This window comes from Acinetobacter sp. 24-47-47 (assembly GCF_057737035.1).
The window spans coordinates 1523928-1543427 of the sequence record NZ_CM173216.1 but is presented as its reverse complement, the minus strand read 5'-3'; the positions used below and the strand labels follow the sequence as shown (position 1 = coordinate 1543427).

The 19500-nt window shown below is 37.3% G+C and carries 24 protein-coding genes; 13 read left to right on the top strand and 11 right to left on the bottom strand.

The features are described 5' to 3' along the window. Positions 1-14: 14 nt before the first annotated feature. Genes AC1M9E_RS07290 through AC1M9E_RS07280 form a run of 3 tightly spaced genes read right to left on the bottom strand, consistent with a single transcriptional unit; the run spans position 15 to position 3100 of the window. On the bottom strand, positions 15-713 hold the full coding sequence (locus tag AC1M9E_RS07290) for a histidine phosphatase family protein (RefSeq protein WP_035267788.1): 699 nt from the start codon (positions 711-713) through the stop codon (positions 15-17). After that, the gene (locus tag AC1M9E_RS07285) at positions 710-1831 is read right to left on the bottom strand and encodes a phosphotransferase family protein (protein WP_180027838.1); all 1122 of its coding nucleotides are present in this window, start codon (positions 1829-1831) and stop codon (positions 710-712) included. Before AC1M9E_RS07285 ends, AC1M9E_RS07290 begins: the two co-directional genes overlap by 4 nt. Positions 1832-1858: 27 nt before the next feature. Then, positions 1859-3100: an acyl-CoA dehydrogenase family protein gene (locus AC1M9E_RS07280; RefSeq protein ID WP_481607344.1), complete on the bottom strand. Its 1242-nt coding sequence runs from the start codon at positions 3098-3100 to the stop codon at positions 1859-1861. Positions 3101-3189: 89 nt separating this feature from the next. Here AC1M9E_RS07280 and AC1M9E_RS07275 point away from each other — a divergent pair, with 89 nt between their 5' ends. From AC1M9E_RS07275 to AC1M9E_RS07260, 4 genes are all read left to right on the top strand, one after another. Beyond that, positions 3190-4104, top strand: coding sequence for a LysR family transcriptional regulator (locus tag AC1M9E_RS07275; RefSeq protein WP_488224636.1), 915 nt, complete (start codon positions 3190-3192; stop codon positions 4102-4104). A 140-nt stretch (positions 4105-4244) separates the two neighbouring features. Beyond that, entirely contained in the window at positions 4245-4799 is a 555-nt protein-coding gene (locus AC1M9E_RS07270; RefSeq protein ID WP_481607346.1) for a thermonuclease family protein, read from the top strand. A gap of 100 nt (positions 4800-4899) precedes the next feature. Next, the gene (locus AC1M9E_RS07265) at positions 4900-5349 is read left to right on the top strand and encodes a MarR family winged helix-turn-helix transcriptional regulator (protein ID WP_481590973.1); all 450 of its coding nucleotides are present in this window, start codon (positions 4900-4902) and stop codon (positions 5347-5349) included. Next, positions 5346-6554, top strand: coding sequence for an MFS transporter (locus tag AC1M9E_RS07260; protein ID WP_488224635.1), 1209 nt, complete (start codon positions 5346-5348; stop codon positions 6552-6554). Before AC1M9E_RS07265 ends, AC1M9E_RS07260 begins: the two co-directional genes overlap by 4 nt. A 49-nt stretch (positions 6555-6603) precedes the next feature. Here the strand turns inward: AC1M9E_RS07260 and AC1M9E_RS07255 are convergent, their stop codons facing one another. From AC1M9E_RS07255 to AC1M9E_RS07235, 5 genes are all read right to left on the bottom strand, one after another. Further along, positions 6604-7206: a nitroreductase family protein gene (locus tag AC1M9E_RS07255; RefSeq protein ID WP_481597086.1), complete on the bottom strand. Its 603-nt coding sequence runs from the start codon at positions 7204-7206 to the stop codon at positions 6604-6606. Positions 7207-7450: 244 nt separating this feature from the next. Then, complete coding sequence (locus AC1M9E_RS07250; RefSeq protein ID WP_035267803.1) at positions 7451-7942, bottom strand: hypothetical protein; 492 nt, start codon at positions 7940-7942, stop codon at positions 7451-7453. A 142-nt stretch (positions 7943-8084) separates the two neighbouring features. Continuing rightward, positions 8085-9008: a DUF4760 domain-containing protein gene (locus AC1M9E_RS07245; protein WP_488224634.1), complete on the bottom strand. Its 924-nt coding sequence runs from the start codon at positions 9006-9008 to the stop codon at positions 8085-8087. Positions 9009-9277: 269 nt separating this feature from the next. Next, positions 9278-10672, bottom strand: a complete 1395-nt coding sequence (gene fumC / locus AC1M9E_RS07240; protein ID WP_488224633.1) for a class II fumarate hydratase — start codon at positions 10670-10672, stop codon at positions 9278-9280. A gap of 110 nt (positions 10673-10782) precedes the next feature. Continuing rightward, a complete protein-coding gene (locus AC1M9E_RS07235; protein WP_488224632.1) occupies positions 10783-11784 on the bottom strand; it encodes an NAD-dependent epimerase/dehydratase family protein in 1002 nt (333 codons plus the stop codon). A gap of 71 nt (positions 11785-11855) precedes the next feature. Between AC1M9E_RS07235 and tusD the strand changes: the two genes are divergently transcribed. Genes tusD through AC1M9E_RS07215 form a run of 4 tightly spaced genes read left to right on the top strand, consistent with a single transcriptional unit; the run spans position 11856 to position 13275 of the window. Continuing rightward, a complete protein-coding gene (gene tusD, locus AC1M9E_RS07230; protein ID WP_481612664.1) occupies positions 11856-12224 on the top strand; it encodes a sulfurtransferase complex subunit TusD in 369 nt (122 codons plus the stop codon). 44 nt (positions 12225-12268) lie between these two features. Beyond that, positions 12269-12619 (top strand): hypothetical protein, encoded by a 351-nt coding sequence (locus AC1M9E_RS07225; RefSeq protein WP_035267809.1) that lies wholly within the window; start codon positions 12269-12271, stop codon positions 12617-12619. 5 nt (positions 12620-12624) lie between these two features. Then, positions 12625-12924 (top strand): DsrH/TusB family sulfur metabolism protein, encoded by a 300-nt coding sequence (locus AC1M9E_RS07220; protein ID WP_035267811.1) that lies wholly within the window; start codon positions 12625-12627, stop codon positions 12922-12924. 27 nt (positions 12925-12951) lie between these two features. Then, the gene (locus AC1M9E_RS07215; protein ID WP_035267814.1) at positions 12952-13275 is read left to right on the top strand and encodes a TusE/DsrC/DsvC family sulfur relay protein; all 324 of its coding nucleotides are present in this window, start codon (positions 12952-12954) and stop codon (positions 13273-13275) included. Positions 13276-13522: 247 nt separating this feature from the next. Here the strand turns inward: AC1M9E_RS07215 and AC1M9E_RS07210 are convergent, their stop codons facing one another. Together AC1M9E_RS07210 and AC1M9E_RS07205 are read right to left on the bottom strand one after the other, a co-directional pair. After that, a complete protein-coding gene (locus AC1M9E_RS07210; protein ID WP_180027827.1) occupies positions 13523-13894 on the bottom strand; it encodes a hypothetical protein in 372 nt (123 codons plus the stop codon). Further along, positions 13894-14244: an immunity protein Imm33 domain-containing protein gene (locus AC1M9E_RS07205; protein ID WP_035267817.1), complete on the bottom strand. Its 351-nt coding sequence runs from the start codon at positions 14242-14244 to the stop codon at positions 13894-13896. Before AC1M9E_RS07205 ends, AC1M9E_RS07210 begins: the two co-directional genes overlap by 1 nt. Before the next feature lie 152 nt (positions 14245-14396). Here AC1M9E_RS07205 and AC1M9E_RS07200 point away from each other — a divergent pair, with 152 nt between their 5' ends. The 5 genes from AC1M9E_RS07200 to accC all read left to right on the top strand — a co-directional run bounded on the left by AC1M9E_RS07200 (position 14397) and on the right by accC (position 18884). Continuing rightward, positions 14397-15014, top strand: coding sequence for a LexA family protein (locus AC1M9E_RS07200; RefSeq protein ID WP_257219868.1), 618 nt, complete (start codon positions 14397-14399; stop codon positions 15012-15014). Positions 15015-15042: 28 nt separating this feature from the next. After that, the gene (locus tag AC1M9E_RS07195) at positions 15043-16374 is read left to right on the top strand and encodes a Y-family DNA polymerase (RefSeq protein ID WP_488225187.1); all 1332 of its coding nucleotides are present in this window, start codon (positions 15043-15045) and stop codon (positions 16372-16374) included. A 236-nt stretch (positions 16375-16610) separates the two neighbouring features. Next, on the top strand, positions 16611-17066 hold the full coding sequence (gene aroQ, locus AC1M9E_RS07190; RefSeq protein WP_488225186.1) for a type II 3-dehydroquinate dehydratase: 456 nt from the start codon (positions 16611-16613) through the stop codon (positions 17064-17066). An 18-nt stretch (positions 17067-17084) separates the two neighbouring features. Beyond that, complete coding sequence (gene accB, locus AC1M9E_RS07185; protein WP_035267829.1) at positions 17085-17504, top strand: acetyl-CoA carboxylase biotin carboxyl carrier protein; 420 nt, start codon at positions 17085-17087, stop codon at positions 17502-17504. 15 nt (positions 17505-17519) lie between these two features. After that, positions 17520-18884 carry an acetyl-CoA carboxylase biotin carboxylase subunit gene (accC, locus tag AC1M9E_RS07180; protein ID WP_035267832.1) on the top strand — a complete coding sequence of 455 codons (1365 nt, stop codon included), beginning with the start codon at positions 17520-17522 and terminating at the stop codon, positions 18882-18884. Positions 18885-18966: 82 nt separating this feature from the next. On the opposite strand, the gene AC1M9E_RS07175 is transcribed toward accC, so the two are convergent. Continuing rightward, a complete protein-coding gene (locus tag AC1M9E_RS07175) occupies positions 18967-19449 on the bottom strand; it encodes a hypothetical protein (protein ID WP_035270703.1) in 483 nt (160 codons plus the stop codon). Positions 19450-19500: the final 51 nt, after the last annotated feature.

Genomic DNA, 19500 nt, shown 5'->3' with positions numbered 1-19500 from the left:
GCATATAGCCTTGATCAAATCCAAGTGAGCAAATCACGATCTTGTTCTTTTAAATAATGATGTTCATTTAAACTGAGTAATTGTGGTTCTGTACCAACCAATCTTAAGGTGGTAAAACTGGTATTGGTGATTGCCCAGTTCAATGCAAAAGTTTTGTCTGCACTTAAACCAAGTAAATGCCCTGCAACAACAGATATAACACCACCAGACGTATAAACCACGGCATAGCGAGGTTTTTCTGTTTCAAGTTGTATACATAGTTTGTTCAAGCCTTGAAGTACTCTTTGCTGAAATTGAGGCCAGCTTTCATCATAATCATGATGATGATCCCCCTTAGTCCAACGTTGAATTGCACCTTCAAAAATTTTTCCTAAATAGGCACGAGGATCTACCGCTTGACCAACATCTTTTTTAAGTAATGCAGGATCTGCAAAACGTGGTTCATATTTTGCAAACACTTGTTGATGATTGAACTCGTTCCAATGTGGATCGATATCAATATGACTGTCAGGAAAACACTCATTCAAAGAGATATCCGCCGTCTGCTGATGACGTTTCATCGAGCCAGCTAATACATAGGGCTGCTCTTGTATTAACTTTTGAAAATATTGCCCCAACACACGTGCTTGAACTTCACCTTTCTGAGAAAGCTGATCATAACTTTCAGCACCAAATGAAGCTTGACCATGTCTGACCAAATATATTGTCGTCATCTTGGCAGAATATCCTGTAATTTTGCGAGATAAGTTTTTGCAATTTCATTCGCTTCAAGCTTTTGTATACCTATGAGTTTTAAAGCACGAATATGTAATGCATGAATCACAATCCAAAAATCCTTAAATGCAGGATTATCCGTTTGTTTATGGTAATAACGATAATAAATTTGTTGTGCTATGACCGCTAATCTAAAGATCCCAAAAACTTCATAGAACGTCCAGTTAGATGGCTTTAGTCCTGTTTTTTCTAGGTAATAATCCACAACTTCTTTACGTGTAAACATGCCTTTAAGATGTGTAGGTTGTCGACGTGTCGATTTAAAGATCATATTGTCGTTTTCTTCAACCCAATATGCTAAGGCTGATCCTAAATCCATAAGTGGATCACCAATTGTCGCCATTTCCCAATCCAACACCCCGATGACCTCAGTAGGCTGTTGAGGATTCAAAATGACATTATCAAAACGCCAATCGTTGTGAATAATACAGTTGGTTGAATCCTCAGGAATATTGTCTTTAAGCCAATTTCGTACAAACTTAAAGGTCGGCACATTGATGGTATGGGCTTTGTCGTAGCGACTGTCCCAACCTTCGACCTGACGACGGCAGTAACCCTCACCTTTTCCAATTTGCTCAAGTGCTGTTCCTTGATAAGGAACTTGGTGCAATTCAATCAATTTATCTAAAACATTTATACAAAGCTGATGCACATCAAATTCAGTGAGTTTTAGTTCTGGTGGAAGCTTTGCCCTTGGTATAATTCCCTCGATTCGCTGCATCACATAAAAATCGCATCCGAGTACAGATTCATCCTGACATAATGCCAGCATTTTGGGCACGACTGGATATAGATCTTTTAAAGCTTTCTGAACATTATGTTCTCGAACCATATCATGAGCAGATTTGGCTTTGGTTCCTGCGGGTGGTCTTCTTAATATCAGATCTGCATTGCTATATTTGAGCCGGTATGTCCAGTTTGAAGCTCCACCAGAATATTGTGTAACTTCTACAGGCTCAATCACTTCCACGCCATTTTGATTTAACCAGTTTGTGACTGAAACGATATCGAGCTCTTCACCACGTCTGACTTGCCCTGCTGTATCTATAACTGACATATTTCTTCCTTAAATCGAGTGCTCATCTTATTGAGAATGACGAGTTGAAAAACCACGTTTCGCAAGTTCCAATTTTGCAATCATGCCTTTATGCACCTCATCTGGCCCATCTGCCAAACGTAATGCACGCGCTTGTGCAAAAAAACCTGTCAATGGCGTATCTCTAGATAGACCTGCACCGCCGTGAATTTGCATTGCCATATCGACAACTTTTTCCAAAACACTAGGTGCAACGACTTTAATTGCAGAGATTTCAGTGAGTGCAGCCATATTGCCCAGTTTATCCATTTTATATGCCGCATATAAGGTCAAAAGACGTGCTTGATCGATGGCAACACGTGCTTCCGCGACTCTTTCCAAATTACCACCAAGTTTCAAAATTTCCTTGCCGAATGCTTTTCTTTGCATTCCACGATCAATCATTAATTCCAATGATTTCTCAGCAGCCCCGATACAACGCATGCAATGATGAATACGTCCTGGACCAAGTCGCCCCTGTGCAATCTCAAACCCTTGACCTGCTCCACCAATAAAATGAGTGACTGGAACACGAACATTATTAAAGGTTACTTCTCCATGACCGTGTGGCGCATCATAATCACCAAATACAGGTAACATTCTTTCAATTTTCACGCCCTCAGTTTCAACTGGAACTAAAACCATTGAATGTTGTTGATGTCGACCTTTATTTGCGTCTGGTGTATGTGCCATAAATATAATGAGTTTTGCATTAGGATCGCCTAAGCCTGACGACCACCATTTGCGTCCATTTAAAACAATTTCGTCTCCCTCAATTACAGCAGTGGCTTGCATATTCGTTGCATCTGAAGAAGCAACTTCTGGTTCAGTCATGCAAAATACGGATCGAATTTTTCCGTCTAAAAGAGGTTTTAACCATTGCTCTTTTTGTTGTGCTGAGCCATAACGCCAAATTAACTCCATATTACCGCTATCTGGCGCATTACAATTGAAAACTGTAGGAGCCAATAAATTACGGCCAGTTAACTCAGCAATGTGTGCATATTCTTGAACTGTTAAACCTTGACCAAATTCTGGGTCTGGTAAAAAAAGATTCCACAGATTTTGTGATTTAGCTTTTTGTTTGAGTACTTCAAGTTCTGCTGGCCACGTCCATGATGTCCAATCATCACTTGGATTTAATTGATGAACTTTATGCCAAAATTCTTGTTCTATAGGCTCTATTTCGTCTTGAATAAAGCGTTGTGCTAAATCGTAAAAGTGTTTAGCTTTTTCCGTTAATTCAAACATTAATCCCTCAAACTATATTCTCGTCACGCTTTACATCAACATAGCTTGAAATCTACTATGAATAAAATGATTTATTTAAATATTACTTTATGAATAGAATTCATCAGGAATCTGTGGACCTGAGCGCTTTTTCACACATTGATATCAATCTATATCCATTATTTATTGCGATATACGAACATCAAAGTATCAGCAAAGCCGCAAATTTGATGTGTATTACACAATCTGCAGCCAGTCATGCTTTACAGCGATTAAGACTACAATTGAAAGATGATCTTTTTATCCGAAGTGGTATAAAGATGGTTGCGACACCCTTTTCACATCAAATTTATCCACGAATAAAAGAAACATTAATCGCAATTCAGCATATCTCGACTCATCATATATCTTTTGATCCACTGACGATTCAATCTATTCGTATAGCAATTCATGATGAAATTGAGCCTTTAATTTTTCCGCAGTTAATTCGTCATTTTCGTGATTTAGGACTAGCGACACGGTTTCAAAGTATCAAGTTAGATCGAACTAACTGGACAAAAGATTTATTATCACAGCAACTTGATTTAGTGGTCGATCTTCAACAGAAAGTTGATGAGAAAATTTATTTTAACGCTTTAGTGAATGATCGCTTTGTCATATGTGGTTTGACAACCATCGAAAATTTAGAACAATACAAACATGCCCAACATATTGGTGTTTCATCAAGGCATTCTGGTGTGCTTATTGAAGATTTACATTTTAAAAAGTTGAATATTCAACGTGATATTTTTTTACGCTGTCAACATTACTCAACAGCACTACAAATTTTGAAGGAGTATCCTGACACATTGTTAACCTTACCTTTTAGTATTTTAAAAAATTTGAAATTACCTCAAGATTTAAAAATTTCTGAACTCCCTGTTGAATTTCCTTTAATGAAAATGGGAATTTATTGGAATTCACAATTTACATCACATCAAAAGTTTCAGTATTTAATTTCAGAAATTAATAAAATTTTTGCTTAGGCTATTTATGGCGGTGATAGATGATAAAACTTAGGCTATTTAGTTGAAAATCTGTGTGAACACCATCTGTTCAATATTGAATCAAACACTCACTTCGAGTTGATTTATCATATTAAGGCTTGTTTTCTCTTGTGTTTTCTATGTTTGATCAACTCCCTGCATCATGGCTTATTGGGCTAGGTGCGATTTTATGCTTATTACTTCTTATCATTTTTAGACAAGTAAGAATTTATCTTCTTCAAGTATTTAAACCTTTTAAAAAAGGAAAAACTTATTGGTGCCGTGTTACAGCGGTGAGTGATGGTGACACCCTCTCCTGCCATCGTTTGAATTTAAGGCGTTCTAAAACTAAATTACGCTTTGCTTTTGTAGATGCGCCTGAATCTAATCAAAGTTACGGGCTTGAATCCCAACGCTTAGTTAAGAAAATGGTTCAAGGTAAAATTGTTCGTGTAAAAATCACGGATATAGATCGTTATGGACGTTGCGTGGGTGTGGTCTACCGCTATCGCAAGAATATGAATGAAGAATTAGTGAGGCGTGGTGGTGCGTGGGTTTACGAAGAATACATACGTGATCCAAAGCAATTAAAATATATGATCTCGCTACAAGATAATGCAAAACGCAATAAACGAGGTCTCTGGCGCGGGACCCGTCCTATTCGACCAAGTACTTTTAGAAAACAAAAAAACTAATATTTTCAGTACCCTGATTATCAATAAGTGCATTACGCTTGATTCGTCTAATAATTGAGCGTAAATTCAAGCCAACAAACTAGTTAGCTTGGTTAACTATATGCAAAACTCTCCCAAATTCCGTGTCGTATTGCTGCGAAGTGCGCGACTCTTTAGTGACCGTTTAAATGATATCTTGGCTCAATACCAACTGAACTATTCAATGTGGCAGTTGATTTATCATATCTATGATCATGACTCCATCACTTCAATTGATTTGGCTCATGAACTCAATGTTTCGAAACCATCAATTGCAAAACGCATTAATACTTTACATAAATTAGATGTTATTCAGTTTTTAGAATCATCTGATAAACGCCAAAAATTAATTCAATTAACCGAAAAAGGTAGAGATCTTTATCAAATTTGTACAATTCAGATTGATCAATTTGAACAACAGTTTTTGAATCAAGTAAATCCTGAAGACATTGCTCAAAGTGCTGAGACACTTCAACTGTTTTTGTCTATTTTAGAGCGTGATAAAAGCTTAAATATTGTGGAGGAGTTATGAGTATTTCCTCAAATCAGGTTGATCAGCCTCTTTGGACACGTAATTTTATTTTGGTCAGTTTAATTAACTTTCAATTGGTACTGACTTTTTATCTTCTTGTTATTGTCATTGTGGGATTTTCGATAGCAGAACTTGGAGCGACGACGGCGCAGGCTGGTTTAGTATCAGGACTTTTTATTGTGGGTACACTGATTGGTCGTTTATTGGTGGCTAAATTCCTCGTTAAATTCGGTTCTAAAGTCACCATGCTGGTCGGACTCACTGGATTTCTGATATTTTCAGGCTTTTATTTTCTCCATTTAGAGGTTGGAACTTTATTAATCGTTCGATTCTTGCATGGCTTTATGATGGGGGTTGCCTCCACCGTATTTGGCACAATTATCGCTCAAATTATTCCAGCAACTCGTCGTGGTGAAGGTATAGGTTACTACAGTATGAGTAGTACTTTAGGAACTGCAATTGGACCATTTTTGGCAATCTGGCTAATGCTTCATGTCAGTTACAACATTATTTTTTCCCTATCTTCAATCCTTGCGGTTTTATGTTTAATTACAGCATTATTTATTCAAGTTCCTCAATTGCATCAGGTTTCGTCTATACCTGATCAGGCACATACTCAAAATAGTTTTCTATCTCAGTATATTGAAAAGAGCGCCTTACCCATTGCTCTGATCATGTTGGTAAGCTCCCTCTTCTACTCTGGTGTTCTATCGTTTATTAACTTTTATGCCAAAGAAATCGATCTGGTTGAAGCAGCATCGTTTTTCTTTCTCATTTATGCGTTAACAATTCTGCTCTCTCGTCCTATTACAGGACCACTGATGGATAAGAAAGGCGAAAATATAATTATGTATCCGGCCTTTCTCATTATGGCACTTGCATTCTTCTTGTTGAGCCAAGCTAACAGTTCGGGTCTTTTGTTGATTTGCGCAGGATTATTAGGTTTAGGATACGGTAATATCCAATCAATTTGCCAAACAATAGCAGTAAAAAGTACTAGTTTGGAACGGATGGGATTTGCAACCTCAACTTATTTTATCTTTTTAGATGCAGGTTTAGGATTCGGTCCTTATTTCTTAGGTTTAGCTTTAGACTTGATCAGTTACCAACAACTCTATTTATATAGTGCTATTGGTACTTTATTTTGCATTGTCTTATATTATGTATTACATGGGAAAAACGTTCGAAATATGAATATTGCTTAGGCTATTTATGGGTTTAAAAAAAGCACTCCAATGAGTGCTTTTCCATATTTTATTTAAACATTTTAAAACGTGTGGCGTCGTCAATATAGCCTTTATCGAAAGCCTCTCCTTCTTTAGATCCAAATACTAATTGTGCGCGTAGTTTCCACGAAGCCGGTACAGCCCATTCAGATTGGACTTGATCATCTACAATCGGATTATAATGTTGAAGGTTTGCACCTAAACCTTCTGTATGCAAAGCTGTCCAAACCGCAAACTGTGCCATTGCTGTTGAATGTTCCGCCCAAATTGGGAAGTTTTCCGCATACGAAGGATATTTCTCTTGTAAGTCAGTGATTGTATCCATTTCTTCGAAAAATAATACAGTGCCTACGCCTGCAGCAAAGCTATCCATTTTTGCAGAAGTTTTTGCTGCACTCGCCTCGTCCTTCGCATATGACTTTAGCTTCTCTTTCACAAAGCCCCAAAACTTTTCATGTTCAGCGTTAAATAAAATCACCGCACGTGAAGATTGAGAGTTAAAAGATGATGGGCTTTGTTTAATCGCATTCTGAATAAGATCTGTTAAGTACTCAGGAGATTGTTCAACTGCTTTTCCTAAAGCATAAATCGTACGGCGTTTTTGAATTAAATCTAAAAATTGATTCGACATTTTCTGAAATCCTTTGGTATTTCCTCGGGGAAATACGATACTATGACCTTTAATTCATTAGAAATACTTAACCAAAGATTAAATATTCAACAAATCAAATATGTTGTAGTGTTACATTAAGCATTTATCAGACCAACATCTATCCATTTTGAACCCTAATTCGAAGATTTGATTTTATTCGTATTTTTTTACCCAATAGTAAAAAGCCCTCCATGATAGAGGGCTTGTCTTGGCATATGTAAGCTTAAAATTTAGCTTCAAGAACCTGAGCCGATACTTGGTTTTTCCATAGGGAGCGTAAGGTTGGCAAATAGAATTTTTCACCTAACTCCACTAATTCAGCATCAATCGCCGTATGGACTTCATGCATGAACAAATAGTCTAAATCTACCGTACTGAGCTTAGGTTGTTCTTTAGAAAACTTCGCTCTTTTTTGTTGAGCAGTTTTTACTAGTTGATCTGCAAATTCACGATTTTTGAATTGTGTAATGGCATTCAGACGCAGTTCAATCACACCCCAACCTGTCAGTAGCAGTTTGAAGGTTTCAAAATCTTTTGTTGTTGATTCCCATGTCATGTCTTCTAGATTTTCATCTTTAGGTAGAACAGGAAGTAGTAATTCCATAATACTTGGGAAGATTTTTTTAAAGTTAAGAATAAATTTAACAGGATGTTCACCTGGATAATCTTGAAATTGAACATTTTTTTGAACATCTGTTAAATATATATCGAGCATTGAAAATTTCCGTAGATTGGCTGTCTTAAGTCTAAGATAAGAACTTTGATACAACAGCAATTAAAAGCAATGCGTATTTTAACAATTGTGACGAGTTAATCAATCTCATAATAATTACATGACTATGTGATGAAGTTTTTACTTATTTTTTTAATGTTTTGCAGTTATCGCATAATAAATCTTCCTCTGTTGAATATTTCGTTAATTTCTCTATTAATCTCATGATAGCTATCATTATTAGCCACCCTGAGCCCGTTAAAATTGTTAATGTAATGTTCCGAAGATTATTAAATTTATGTTTCTTTCTATTCTGAACTTCATCATCAATACCTTGCTTACAATTGATACATTCTGGTTTTTTGTTCTCTTCCCACCTTTTATGCAAAATTTCGAGTTGATTGTAAATTTTAGGACTATCAATCTCTCTTAAATATTCAATTACAGGTTGGAAGAGATTGTAATTAGCTTTAAGTATTGATTTGAAACTACTTTTTATTAAGTCTTCATCTAAGTTGTTATGTCTGATTCCAATTGCTACAAATTCCAAAAAATTTAATAAATATGTTACAGCCGATTTTTCCTCATCTTCCAATGAATTAAATTTTTCTCTAGTCAATTGCACTTTATCTTTCGACTCTATGTTTTGATCCTTCCCCAAATTCCTTCTTATTTTGGTTGCAATATCAACCTTAGCAATATACGCAGTAGAATTCCTACTATTCATCAATACTTGTACTGAATGACTTCTTATAGTGTTTATAATTTGCACCCTTGAAGTAAAAATCCAACCAAAAACGGCAGCTATAGCTGCTAAAACCGTAACTAATGCTGTCGTTTTAAACTGCCCATCTGTATTTTCTATATCAAAATTTAGGAATTTATAATCTTCAAAAAAACTTTTCCAAATTAATATTTCTACAAACGTGATACCTAATAAAATTAAGATGAGAAGGAGTTGATTACTACTTCTAATCTTAATAAAGAAATTATCTCTACGATAAATATAAAAATAAGCAATTACAGTGACATATGGAATTATCAGAAGATAAGTATAAACGAAATTCAATTTTACTTTACTTAAAAATAAAGCACCCTAATGGATGCTTTTTTATTACACAAATTTAAATGAGTCTCAACCTAATCCATAGCCTTCGTCAAGGATTAGACGAGCTTTATAATTATTCATGATTGTCTCCTTTGTAAAAGCCTTAAGTGACGTATGAAAGGTCGTTATATAAATAGTATTCTGAAATGAATAATTGGTCAATATATTAAAGACAGTTGCTTGTCAATATATGTTATCAACATTCAAATCAAAAATTCACCAAATCAAAATCACTTCACATTAGGTGAAACCATATTCTCAGGTACAACGACTTCATCAAACTGCTCAGCTGTGACTAAATTCAGCTCTACAGCAACTTGTTTAAGTGTTTTACCTTCCTTATATGCTGTCTTAGCAACTTTTGCCGCATTTTCATAACCAATCACAGGATTCAATGCAGTAACTAGCATCAATGAGTTATGCAAGAAATAATCAATCTTATCTTGGTTCGGCTCAATCCCCACAGCACAATGCTCATTAAAGCTATTACATGCATCACCTAGCAGCTGAATTGATTGCAGTAAATTATAAGCAATAACCGGCATAAAAACATTTAGTTCAAAATTACCTGAAGCACCAGCGATATTAATCGTCGTGTCATTACCCAAAACCTGCGCAACAACCATCGTCATAGCTTCACTTTGAGTAGGATTCACCTTACCCGGCATAATACTCGAACCTGGTTCATTTTCAGGAATACGAATCTCCCCAAAACCACAACGAGGACCACTCGCTAACCAACGAATATCATTGGCAATCTTATTTAAACTCGCAGCAAGTGTTTTCAGTGCGCCAGAAGCAAATACTGCAGCATCACGTCCTGCTAGTGCTTCAAACTTATTTGGTGCAGTCACAAAAGGTAAACCCGTAAGCTCAGCCAATTTTTTTGCTACATTTATAGCATAATCAGGATGAGCATTTAGACCTGTCCCGACAGCTGTACCACCTAATGGCAATTCGTATAACCCTTCTAAAGCTTGCTCTAGACGCTTTAATCCATGATCGAGTTGGGATACGTAACCACTGAATTCCTGGCCTAAAGTTAACGGCGTTGCATCTTGTAAATGTGTACGCCCAATCTTAACGATATTTGAAAATTCTTGAGACTTCTGATGTAAAGTTTCACGTAAAGCTTGAACTGCTGGAATCAGTAACTCATTAATCTGTAAACTAGCAGCGACATGAATCGCTGTTGGAAATGAATCATTTGTAGATTGAGCTCGATTAACATGATCATTTGGGTGAACGGGTTTCTGTGCTCCAAGCGGATTACCCAGTTTTTGATTCGCAATATTTGCAATGACTTCATTACAGTTCATATTACTTTGAGTACCAGAACCTGTTTGCCATACTACTAATGGAAATTGACTGTCCCATTGTCCCGTGATTACTTCTTCTGCAGCACCCACAATATAATTCGCCAATTCAGCAGGAATCTGATTTAACTCAGCATTGGTAAGTGCAGCCGCTTTTTTGACCAGCCCCATACCACGGATCATCGCACGAGGAAGTCGCTCACCGCCAATTTTGAAATTTTGCAAACTGCGCTGGGTTTGAGCCCCCCACATCGCATCACTTGGTACTTCTACATCACCCATCGTGTCGTGTTCTATACGTGTTTGCATATCAACCTCAAATATTTCGCTATTCATTGGAAGAATCATGTTTGATTCAGATTGATCCACCGTTGATTTGATGCTAATCAAAAAAACCACAAATGTAAATGATTATCATTTTAATTGTTAAAGGTGCTTTGATAGTATCGCCATTGATCTTCAATCATTTGTTCTAGTGATCGATGTGCTTTCCATTGCACTAATTCTAATGCTTTTAAACTATTCGAACCAATTTGATCTAATTCTTGGAAAACATAATCAGTTTCCTCAGTTCTAATTTTTGTTTCAGTCACTTTTTCTACAGTATTAATCAAGTTTTGAATTGAACTTGGCTGACCTGCGATATCAAATGCTTCGCACGTTGATCTTTGATTAAATAACCACTTTAAAGTTGCAATGACTGCCTCGCACACATCAATGACATGCACAAAACTTCGTTCAACCGTTTGGTCTTTTGTCTTGGCATTCTTTTGTAATTGAATGGAATCGCGCTGCATGGCTGCGACTTGTAACACCAAAGGCAAAATATTTTTAGGTAAAGGGGCAACCACTTCACCCAAAACTCCATGTTCAAAAGCACCAGCTACATTTGCTAGTCTCAGGATCGCAATACTCCATTCTTCGTCCGTTTTAGAGGTATCACGGATGATCTCTTCAATCATTTGCTGGGATTTAATATAAGGGTTTGGATTGGCAAAATTGAGAGGATGCTCTTCATTTAAATTCAAACTCGAAGTGCCATAAACCGCCATACTTGAAAGATGCAATAATGTTCGTACACCTGTTCGTTGCATTGCACGCATCAGACTCATAATGCAACTGACATTATCATTATAATATTCAAGCGGTTTTAAGCGAGACTCCTCTAAAGACTTAAATCCTGCAGTATGTATAACAGCACGGATTGAGTACTGCTCAAAAACTTTATTCAGAGCAGGCGTATTTCTAACATCTAGCTTTACAAAAGGTACATACATTCCAGAAATATATTCAAGACGTTCAAGTGTTTGTAAATTCGCATTGGCAAGATTATCTACAATGACGACTTCTTGACCATGTGCCAATAAGCTTAAAACAACGTGTGAACCTATAAAGCCTAATCCACCTGTCACTAAAATCATTGTATACTACCTTTTTGTTTAAAAGCCTGAACAAGCTATTTTCAGTTTGATCACCCTATGCGAAGTTTTAAATGAGTACGTTATTACTAATTACCTCGGCACCTAGCTCAATCCATGCTTGGCATGCATTAGGACTCGCACAATCATTGCAAGCGAAAGGCGAAATTTTTCGAGTTTTCTTTTATCAAGAAGGCGTTCAAGTTGCAAACAACTTACAGTGGTCGCCAGATGATCAAAGAAGTCTCACACAAGAGTGGCAAAAATTAAATATCAAACTTCCTGTTTGCGTAAGTGCTGCCCTAGCACGTGGAATCACTGATGCTGAAAATGCTCAACGCCATCACATTGAGTCCCATAATCTGGCTGAAGGTTTTCAGCTGGTAGGACTCGGTGAATTGGCAGATGCTGTCTCAACTTCAGCACGTCTAGTTCAATTCTAAATTATTCATTTTTCATTGATTGTTGCAATTGAAAGGTAAATTGTGTGAAATCTGTACTGGTTATATTAACCCAATCAAATCTCAACTCGCTACAAGTTCATGAGAGCCTTTCTGCAACCATGGTTTTAGCAACTTTTGGCGCTGAAGTAAAAGTTTTATTGCAAGGCGCAGCTTTAAGTTTACTCCGTTCCGAATTAAGCTTCGAACCCATTAAACATGCGTTTAAACTGGCTTCCAACCTCGTCGATAGCTTTGAGTTTTACGATCTAAGCCCTATTTTGGTTGAATCCAATCAACAAGATAATCCCTTTGTTCAACATACTACGCATGAAATTAAATTTATTGAATTTAATAAAGAGTTAATTCAAAGCTTTGACCATGTGCTGTATTGGTAACTCATATGACCGATAAAACGCTTTATTTAATACAATCTCAATTTGCAAATACTGAACATTGTATTCAACAGGTTCAAAAAACACTGGATACCAATGATGCTTTAGTGCTTATGGGGGATGCGGTGTTGGCATTGTTTACACCATCTGTACTTACGATTCAAAACAAGGTCTACGTTTTAGATCGAGATGCTGAGTTATTACCTTCGCATCTATTGAACGGCGAGTATTTTCAAATTGAAGTGATTGATTACACCACTTTTGCAGATATCATTCTGGGCTTTACACGCTGTATTAGCCTTAAATAAAACAAATTTATTGACTTAGGTTTTACCATGACCACTGAATTATCCCTTGAACTCGATCAAGATGGTCATTTAGTTGACTATACCATTTGGAATGAAAATGTAGCGCAAGTACTCGCGAATACACTCGAGCTTGAGCTAACAGCTTGGCATTTCGAAGTATTGCATGCGGTGCGTCAGTTCTACGCTCAATTTGGTCATTCTCCTGCAACTCGTCCCTTAATCAAATTTTTAATGAAACACGTCAGCGCTGACATTGATAATGCAGTATTGCAAGAAAAGTTTAAAACAGGCCTAGTTGCTCGCCATCTAAGTCGATTAGCCGGAATACCAAAGCCTGCCAATTGTCTGTAAACCAAAACTACTTTTTGATTTACATAGCATATCGAGTCAGTTCGTAGCTTTAAAAAATGAATTAATCAGTGAAATAGACATTAAAAAACCCGCTATGCAGCGGGTTTAGACATCACCTAGACTAATGATGGTTAAGATGTCGCGTGTCAATCAGGGAAATTGGAATACGTCAACTCAACGCAAAAAATTATAATAAAGTTCGAGTTATCAATTCAGTCCAAATTCATATCAATATCTGACAAATTTGCTAGTTTGCGCTACACCAATCATCAATTGTCATGCCCGATTGCTGAAAACTCGTAGATTGCTGATTTAAATAAAATTGCGCAATACGTTTCATTACATGTGCTTGTTCAACTTGAATAAACTGGTCTGCTAAACCAACAATGTTTTGATAGGCCTTTAACCTTCCGCATAAAGCAAGTTGTTGCTCCATCGGTGTGGCTGTACTGTGTTCATCATCTAAAATCTGCTTGGTTTGTTCGATCAGCTGCATTTCATGATCCAGTTTTTGCTGATACACCATCTGTTGTGCATCAATCAAATCATTCGCTACAACCTGTTGTGATACAACAAAACTTAAACCTACAAAAATCAACCTCACCCATAACATGCGCATTAGATTCCTAAATCAGGCTCAGCTTTCCAAACATCCTCATAATCATCTCGATCAATCATAAAACGGAAACCTGTTTCCAATGCAAGAAATGGAATTGCGTCGGGTAAAATTTCTTCAAGCTCTTTCACCGTCATCGTCTCAAAAAAATCTTCGCCCTCGCCTAATTCACCACCATAAATAAACCATGCCACTTTCTCACCTGGTTCAGGCTTATTACGCAAACCGACGATTGGCTCTTGATCTAAAGTATGCTTAGCCACAGCAACAACATCATCTTCATTCACTTTGATGTAAGCAGAATCAAACTCCTCACAGACTAATTTTTGCTCTTCAATAAAATCTTGCAACATGGATGATTCCATTTTCATCATAAATTCAGACCTAATTTTAAGCATAGTGTCGTATAAGCACAATCAATCCGACGAAACAATCTGTTTTTACAATGTTTTTTTTGCTATCTTGATTTTGTTACACATTCAAGATTAAATGGGGGGAATTTCATATGAGCAGCAATTCAAATATTTCAGCAACAAATACCGCTTCTCTACATGGTGGTAAACGTGCCAATGCAGGTCGAAAATCACAGTTTTCAGAAAAAACAGTAGTAATGCGTGTTCCTGAATCAAAAGTGATTCAAATTAAAGAATGGTTAAAAATACGACCTGAAGATGATTTCAATCAACAAATTGAAATTTCACCAATCCAATTTAGAACACGTTTAAAAATCGCCTATCCTATTGAATCTGTGGCAGCAGGCTTCCCTTCCCCAGCACAAGATTATGTAGAAGGACATATTGATCTAAATGAATACTTGGTTCACAACGTAGCATCTACTTTTATACTACGCGTAAATTCTTTATCAATGAAAAATGCAGGGATTGAAGTTGGTGATCAAATCTTGATTGACCGGAGTTTGAATGCAGAACATGGTGATATCGTCTTGGCGCTGATTAATAATGAATTCACAGTAAAAAGATTAATGTTAGAAAAACAAAATGATGGAACGATCCTTTTATGGTTAAAAGCCGAGAATCCAGACTACCCTGACATCTATCCTCGTAGCGAAGAACAAATCATGGTCTGGGGTGTAGTGACTTGTATTTTAAAAAAACTGAAATAAATTGATCTAAGCAGTTCACCCTACTCCTATGCAAAATATTTATCATCAAGAGATTTTTGCGCTCATTGATATTAATAACTGCTATGTCAGTTGTGAGCGTGTATTTAATCCAAGTTTAAATGGTCAACCGGTCGTTGTTTTAAGTAATAACGATGGTTGTGTCGTATCTCGTAGTGAGGAAGCGAAAGCTCTCAATATTGGCATGGCCGTGCCATGGTATGAAATTGAAAAAGATATGCTTAAAGCTGGTGTTAAAGTATTTTCAAGCAACTATGCCCTCTACGGCGATATGTCTAGTCGCTTTTTCACTATTTTAGAGCAACACTTTCATGCAGATTCAGATCTAGAGCCCTATTCAATTGATGAATGTTTTATTCGCCTAACACATTATCAAAGTCTTTTTGATTTAGAAAAATTTTGTCGAGAATTAGTCGACCGTATTCAACAATGGATCGGTTTACCTTGTTGTATCGGGATTGGTTACAGTAAAACACAAGCTAAACTCGCCAATCACTTTGCCAAAAAACGTTCTGGTTTTAACCGAGTGTGTTCTTTATTGGATTTGGATCCATGCAGTTTTGATCAATTACTTATAGAAACCTCAGTATCGGAAATTTGGGGCGTAGGTCGAAAAATTAGTAAACAACTTGAAAGTTACGGTATTTATAATTGCTATGACTTAACTTTTGCCAATGAACACTATTTGATGAAGCAGTTTTCAGTGCTCATAGGGCGTACCATTCGTGAGCTAAAAGGTCAGTCCTGTATTTCACTAGAAGATCCTGATTTACCGTCTAAACGAATCTTAGCATCACGAAGTTTTGCATCAGCATTAAAGGATAAAGCATTAATCAAGCAAGCCATGATTTTTCATTTAAGTCGGGCTCATGAGCGTTTAACCAAGCAAGAACAATTATGCGCCTGTGTCCATGTGTCTCTTCATGAAAAAATTCCAGTAAAACCATTCAAGAAATCACATTCTCATGTAATTGGTTTGGAATATCCGACGGATGATTTATTAATCCTGACCCATGCAGCACAACAGCAAATTGATGTTTTATTTAAAGAAAATATACGTTATGTAAAAGTTTCCGTCATGTTTTCTGCTTTGAGTGCTAAAAAAACACATACACATGACCTTTGGCAGCCTCATGATTTAATCCAGCAGCGAGATTCACTCATGACAACAATTGGCGCTATGAAAAACCGCTTTGGAAAGCATTGTATTCAAGTGGGCTATCATACCAATCAACAACAATGGAAAATGAAGCAATTGCACCACTCTCCACGCTATACCACCTCATGGTCAGAAATGCTGACTATTGATGACTCACATATGGCGGTTACACAAAACAAATGAATACTTTTGGTCAATTCAGTTTAAAATAGCAGACTCGAAGAATTAAAAGAAAAATGTAATTTTTTAACATTGCCAATTGACTGCAAAGTTCTCAAAATACAGCTCATTGACGACATTGTTTTTTTGCTATTTTTGAAACAAAATATAAATGAAAAGCTTAAAAACATGCCATAATATGCAAACTTTGCAGACATCTTGCAAGGTTATATTGCAACTTTCATATTGGAGCTGTCTTCATGAGTTCGACCATTTTGGTCATACATGGACCAAATTTAAATTTGCTAGGAAAGCGAGAACCTGAAGTTTACGGACATTTAACTTTAGACGATATCAATCATCAACTCATACAGCAAGCTCAAGAAAGTTCAATTCAACTTGAAACCTTCCAAAGCAATTGGGAAGGTGCCATTGTCGACCGAATTCATCAAGCCCAAATTGATGGTATAAAATTTATCATCATCAATCCTGCTGCACTGACCCACTCCTCAGTAGCAGTACGTGATGCCCTATTAGGTGTTGCGATCCCATTTATTGAAGTTCACCTTTCAAATGTTCACGCACGTGAAGCATTTAGACACCACTCTTATCTCTCAGATAAAGCTGTCGGTGTCATTTGTGGACTAGGCGCACAGGGTTATTCATTTGCATTAACTCATGCCGTGCAAAAAATTCAAACTTCTACACCTCTTTAACCTTAGGAATACGAATTCATGGATATTCGCAAAATTAAAAAGCTCATCGACTTAATGATTGAATCGGATCTTCAATCTATTGAAGTAAAAGAAGGTGATCAATCCATTGCTTTAGCGCGTCGTAATCCTATCGTAGCCGCTGGTGTTGCACCAATACAATCTGCTGCGCCAGAAGCTCCAGTTGTGAAACCAGCTTCTCGTGGTGCTGTTGAAACCTCACCAATGGTTGGCGTGTTCTATGCTGCACCAAGTCCAGGCGAAGCACCATTTGTAAATGTAGGACAAACTGTTTCAGCAGGCGAAACGCTTGGAATTATTGAAGCAATGAAAATCATGAACCCAATTGAGGCAACTCAAAGTGGTGTGATTGAAGAAATTTTAGTTAAAAATGGTGATGTAATCCAATTCGGTCAACCTTTATTCCGCTACCGCGCGTAATCGTTGGGGGTTGGTATGTTGCAAAAAGTTCTCATTGCCAACCGAGGTGAAATTGCACTGCGTATTACACGTGCTTGCAAAACACTCGGTATTAAAACAGTCGGTATCTACTCGGATGCCGATAAAGACCTCATGCATTTACGCTTTGTTGATGAAGCCGTTTGTATTGGTCCTGGTGCAAGTAGCGAAAGTTATCTAAATATTCCTGCAATTATTACAGCAGCGGAAGTGACTGGTGCAGATGCAATTCATCCAGGTTATGGCTTTTTATCAGAAAATGCTGAATTTGCTGAGATTGTAGAAAGTTCTGGTTTTATCTTTATTGGTCCACGTCCTGAACATATTCGCCTTATGGGGAATAAAGTGTCAGCGATTATGGCGATGCGTAAAGCTGGTGTACCAACCGTTCCAGGTTCAGCTCATGCTGTAACACCAAACAATGCCTTGGCCGAAGCAAAAGAGATTGGCTTCCCACTTATCGTTAAAGCTGCTGCTGGTGGTGGCGGTCGCGGTATGCGAATTGTTGAACGTGTTGATACACTGTTGGAGTCTGTACAAGCAGCTCAACGTGATGCTGAAATGTGGTTCGGTGATGATACGGTTTACATGGAACGTTTCCTTCAAAAGCCACGCCATGTTGAAGTACAGGTGATTGGCGATGGTAATGGTCACGCCGTACATTTATATGATCGTGACTGTTCATTACAACGTCGTCATCAAAAAGTGCTTGAGGAAGCTCCTGCTCCGAACCTTCCAGAAGAAGCTCGTGCTGAAATTTTAGCAGCTTGCGTAAAAGCATGCGAATTAATGCAGTATCGTGGCGCAGGCACGTTCGAATTCTTATTTGAAGATGGTGAGTTCTTCTTTATTGAGATGAATACACGTGTTCAAGTAGAACATCCTGTGACTGAAATGGTAACGGGTGTCGATATTATTGAACAACAGCTTCGTGTAGCCGCTGGTCTTGGTTTAAATCTAGAACAAGATCAAATCAAAGTACACGGTCATGCAATTGAATGCCGTATTAATGCAGAAGATCCAACCACCTTCCTTCCATCACCAGGTAAAATCGAGCAATTCTACACACCAGGTGGTGCAGGCATCCGTTTAGATTCTCATATCTATCCAGGTTATAGCATTCCACCTTACTATGATTCGATGATTGCTAAACTAATCGCACATGGTAAAGATCGCGAAACCGCTTTGGCTCGTATGAAACAAGCCTTAGATGAAATGATCTTAACTGGAATCAAAACCAATATTCCGCTACACAAAGATCTCATCCTTGAAGATAAGAACTTTGCAGAACAGGCTATGGATATTCACTACTTAGAGAAACATTTGTTGAAACAGGTACAAGGACATAGCGAAGCTGAGTAATTACAGCTTTACAAGATGAATAAAAAAGCCTCTTTTTCAGGAGGCTTTTTTTTATTGAAGAATACGCTGCAAAGATTTTAGCTCATGGCAATATACGATTAAGTTTTGCAAAACATTGTCCACCCTTTTCAGATGCACAGAAATTGATTTGATTCGGATTGTCCCATTTTACAAAATATTGAGACAAATCTCCTGCCTGATCTACTTGATTACCAGAGCAGTCTTTTTCGTTGTTCTCATAATTGACTTGCATGACCAAGGTAGGCAACAAACCCGAAGAGCTGTCTTGAGATGGTTGATACTCAAATAAACCGACCGACCACTCTTTAGCACTATTCACGACCACCTCATTGTTACCACGGAAATTATAATACTCAACACATTTTTTATTATTTGGAATTTCCATTCCCCATAAACCTAAAATTTCTGGGCGCATGTTGATTCGAATATTATTTTCAGGCTGTTGTAAATCAGCACCTTTAGCTTGCGCTTGGACATTTTGATCGGCAGAAGAAAAAGACGTCATTAATAAAAGTAAAGGTGCAAAAAAAACTGTTTTTTTCATACAACATCTATAGGTCAACGTTTAGAGCTAAATTAGCACATTTCAGCAAGA

What these genes read in the sequence shown, in the direction of transcription:
- AC1M9E_RS07260 (WP_488224635.1), top strand. Translation starts at nt 5,346, where the DNA reads ATGAGTATTTCCTCAAATCAGGTTGATCAGCCTCTTTGGACACGTAAT.
- AC1M9E_RS07250 (WP_035267803.1), bottom strand. Translation starts at nt 7,942, where the DNA reads ATGCTCGATATATATTTAACAGATGTTCAAAAAAATGTTCAATTTCAA.
- AC1M9E_RS07205 (WP_035267817.1), bottom strand. Translation starts at nt 14,244, where the DNA reads ATGTTGCAAGATTTTATTGAAGAGCAAAAATTAGTCTGTGAGGAGTTT.
- accC (WP_035267832.1), top strand. Translation starts at nt 17,520, where the DNA reads ATGTTGCAAAAAGTTCTCATTGCCAACCGAGGTGAAATTGCACTGCGT.
- AC1M9E_RS07175 (WP_035270703.1), bottom strand. Translation starts at nt 19,449, where the DNA reads ATGAAAAAAACAGTTTTTTTTGCACCTTTACTTTTATTAATGACGTCT.
- AC1M9E_RS07270 (WP_481607346.1), top strand. Translation starts at nt 4,245, where the DNA reads ATGTTTGATCAACTCCCTGCATCATGGCTTATTGGGCTAGGTGCGATT.
- AC1M9E_RS07290 (WP_035267788.1), bottom strand. Translation starts at nt 713, where the DNA reads ATGACGACAATATATTTGGTCAGACATGGTCAAGCTTCATTTGGTGCT.
- AC1M9E_RS07265 (WP_481590973.1), top strand. Translation starts at nt 4,900, where the DNA reads ATGCAAAACTCTCCCAAATTCCGTGTCGTATTGCTGCGAAGTGCGCGA.
- AC1M9E_RS07285 (WP_180027838.1), bottom strand. Translation starts at nt 1,831, where the DNA reads ATGTCAGTTATAGATACAGCAGGGCAAGTCAGACGTGGTGAAGAGCTC.
- aroQ (WP_488225186.1), top strand. Translation starts at nt 16,611, where the DNA reads ATGAGTTCGACCATTTTGGTCATACATGGACCAAATTTAAATTTGCTA.
- AC1M9E_RS07220 (WP_035267811.1), top strand. Translation starts at nt 12,625, where the DNA reads ATGACCGATAAAACGCTTTATTTAATACAATCTCAATTTGCAAATACT.
- tusD (WP_481612664.1), top strand. Translation starts at nt 11,856, where the DNA reads ATGAGTACGTTATTACTAATTACCTCGGCACCTAGCTCAATCCATGCT.
- AC1M9E_RS07280 (WP_481607344.1), bottom strand. Translation starts at nt 3,100, where the DNA reads ATGTTTGAATTAACGGAAAAAGCTAAACACTTTTACGATTTAGCACAA.
- AC1M9E_RS07275 (WP_488224636.1), top strand. Translation starts at nt 3,190, where the DNA reads ATGAATAGAATTCATCAGGAATCTGTGGACCTGAGCGCTTTTTCACAC.
- AC1M9E_RS07195 (WP_488225187.1), top strand. Translation starts at nt 15,043, where the DNA reads ATGCAAAATATTTATCATCAAGAGATTTTTGCGCTCATTGATATTAAT.
- AC1M9E_RS07215 (WP_035267814.1), top strand. Translation starts at nt 12,952, where the DNA reads ATGACCACTGAATTATCCCTTGAACTCGATCAAGATGGTCATTTAGTT.
- AC1M9E_RS07200 (WP_257219868.1), top strand. Translation starts at nt 14,397, where the DNA reads ATGAGCAGCAATTCAAATATTTCAGCAACAAATACCGCTTCTCTACAT.
- AC1M9E_RS07235 (WP_488224632.1), bottom strand. Translation starts at nt 11,784, where the DNA reads ATGATTTTAGTGACAGGTGGATTAGGCTTTATAGGTTCACACGTTGTT.
- accB (WP_035267829.1), top strand. Translation starts at nt 17,085, where the DNA reads ATGGATATTCGCAAAATTAAAAAGCTCATCGACTTAATGATTGAATCG.
- AC1M9E_RS07210 (WP_180027827.1), bottom strand. Translation starts at nt 13,894, where the DNA reads ATGCGCATGTTATGGGTGAGGTTGATTTTTGTAGGTTTAAGTTTTGTT.
- fumC (WP_488224633.1), bottom strand. Translation starts at nt 10,672, where the DNA reads ATGCAAACACGTATAGAACACGACACGATGGGTGATGTAGAAGTACCA.
- AC1M9E_RS07255 (WP_481597086.1), bottom strand. Translation starts at nt 7,206, where the DNA reads ATGTCGAATCAATTTTTAGATTTAATTCAAAAACGCCGTACGATTTAT.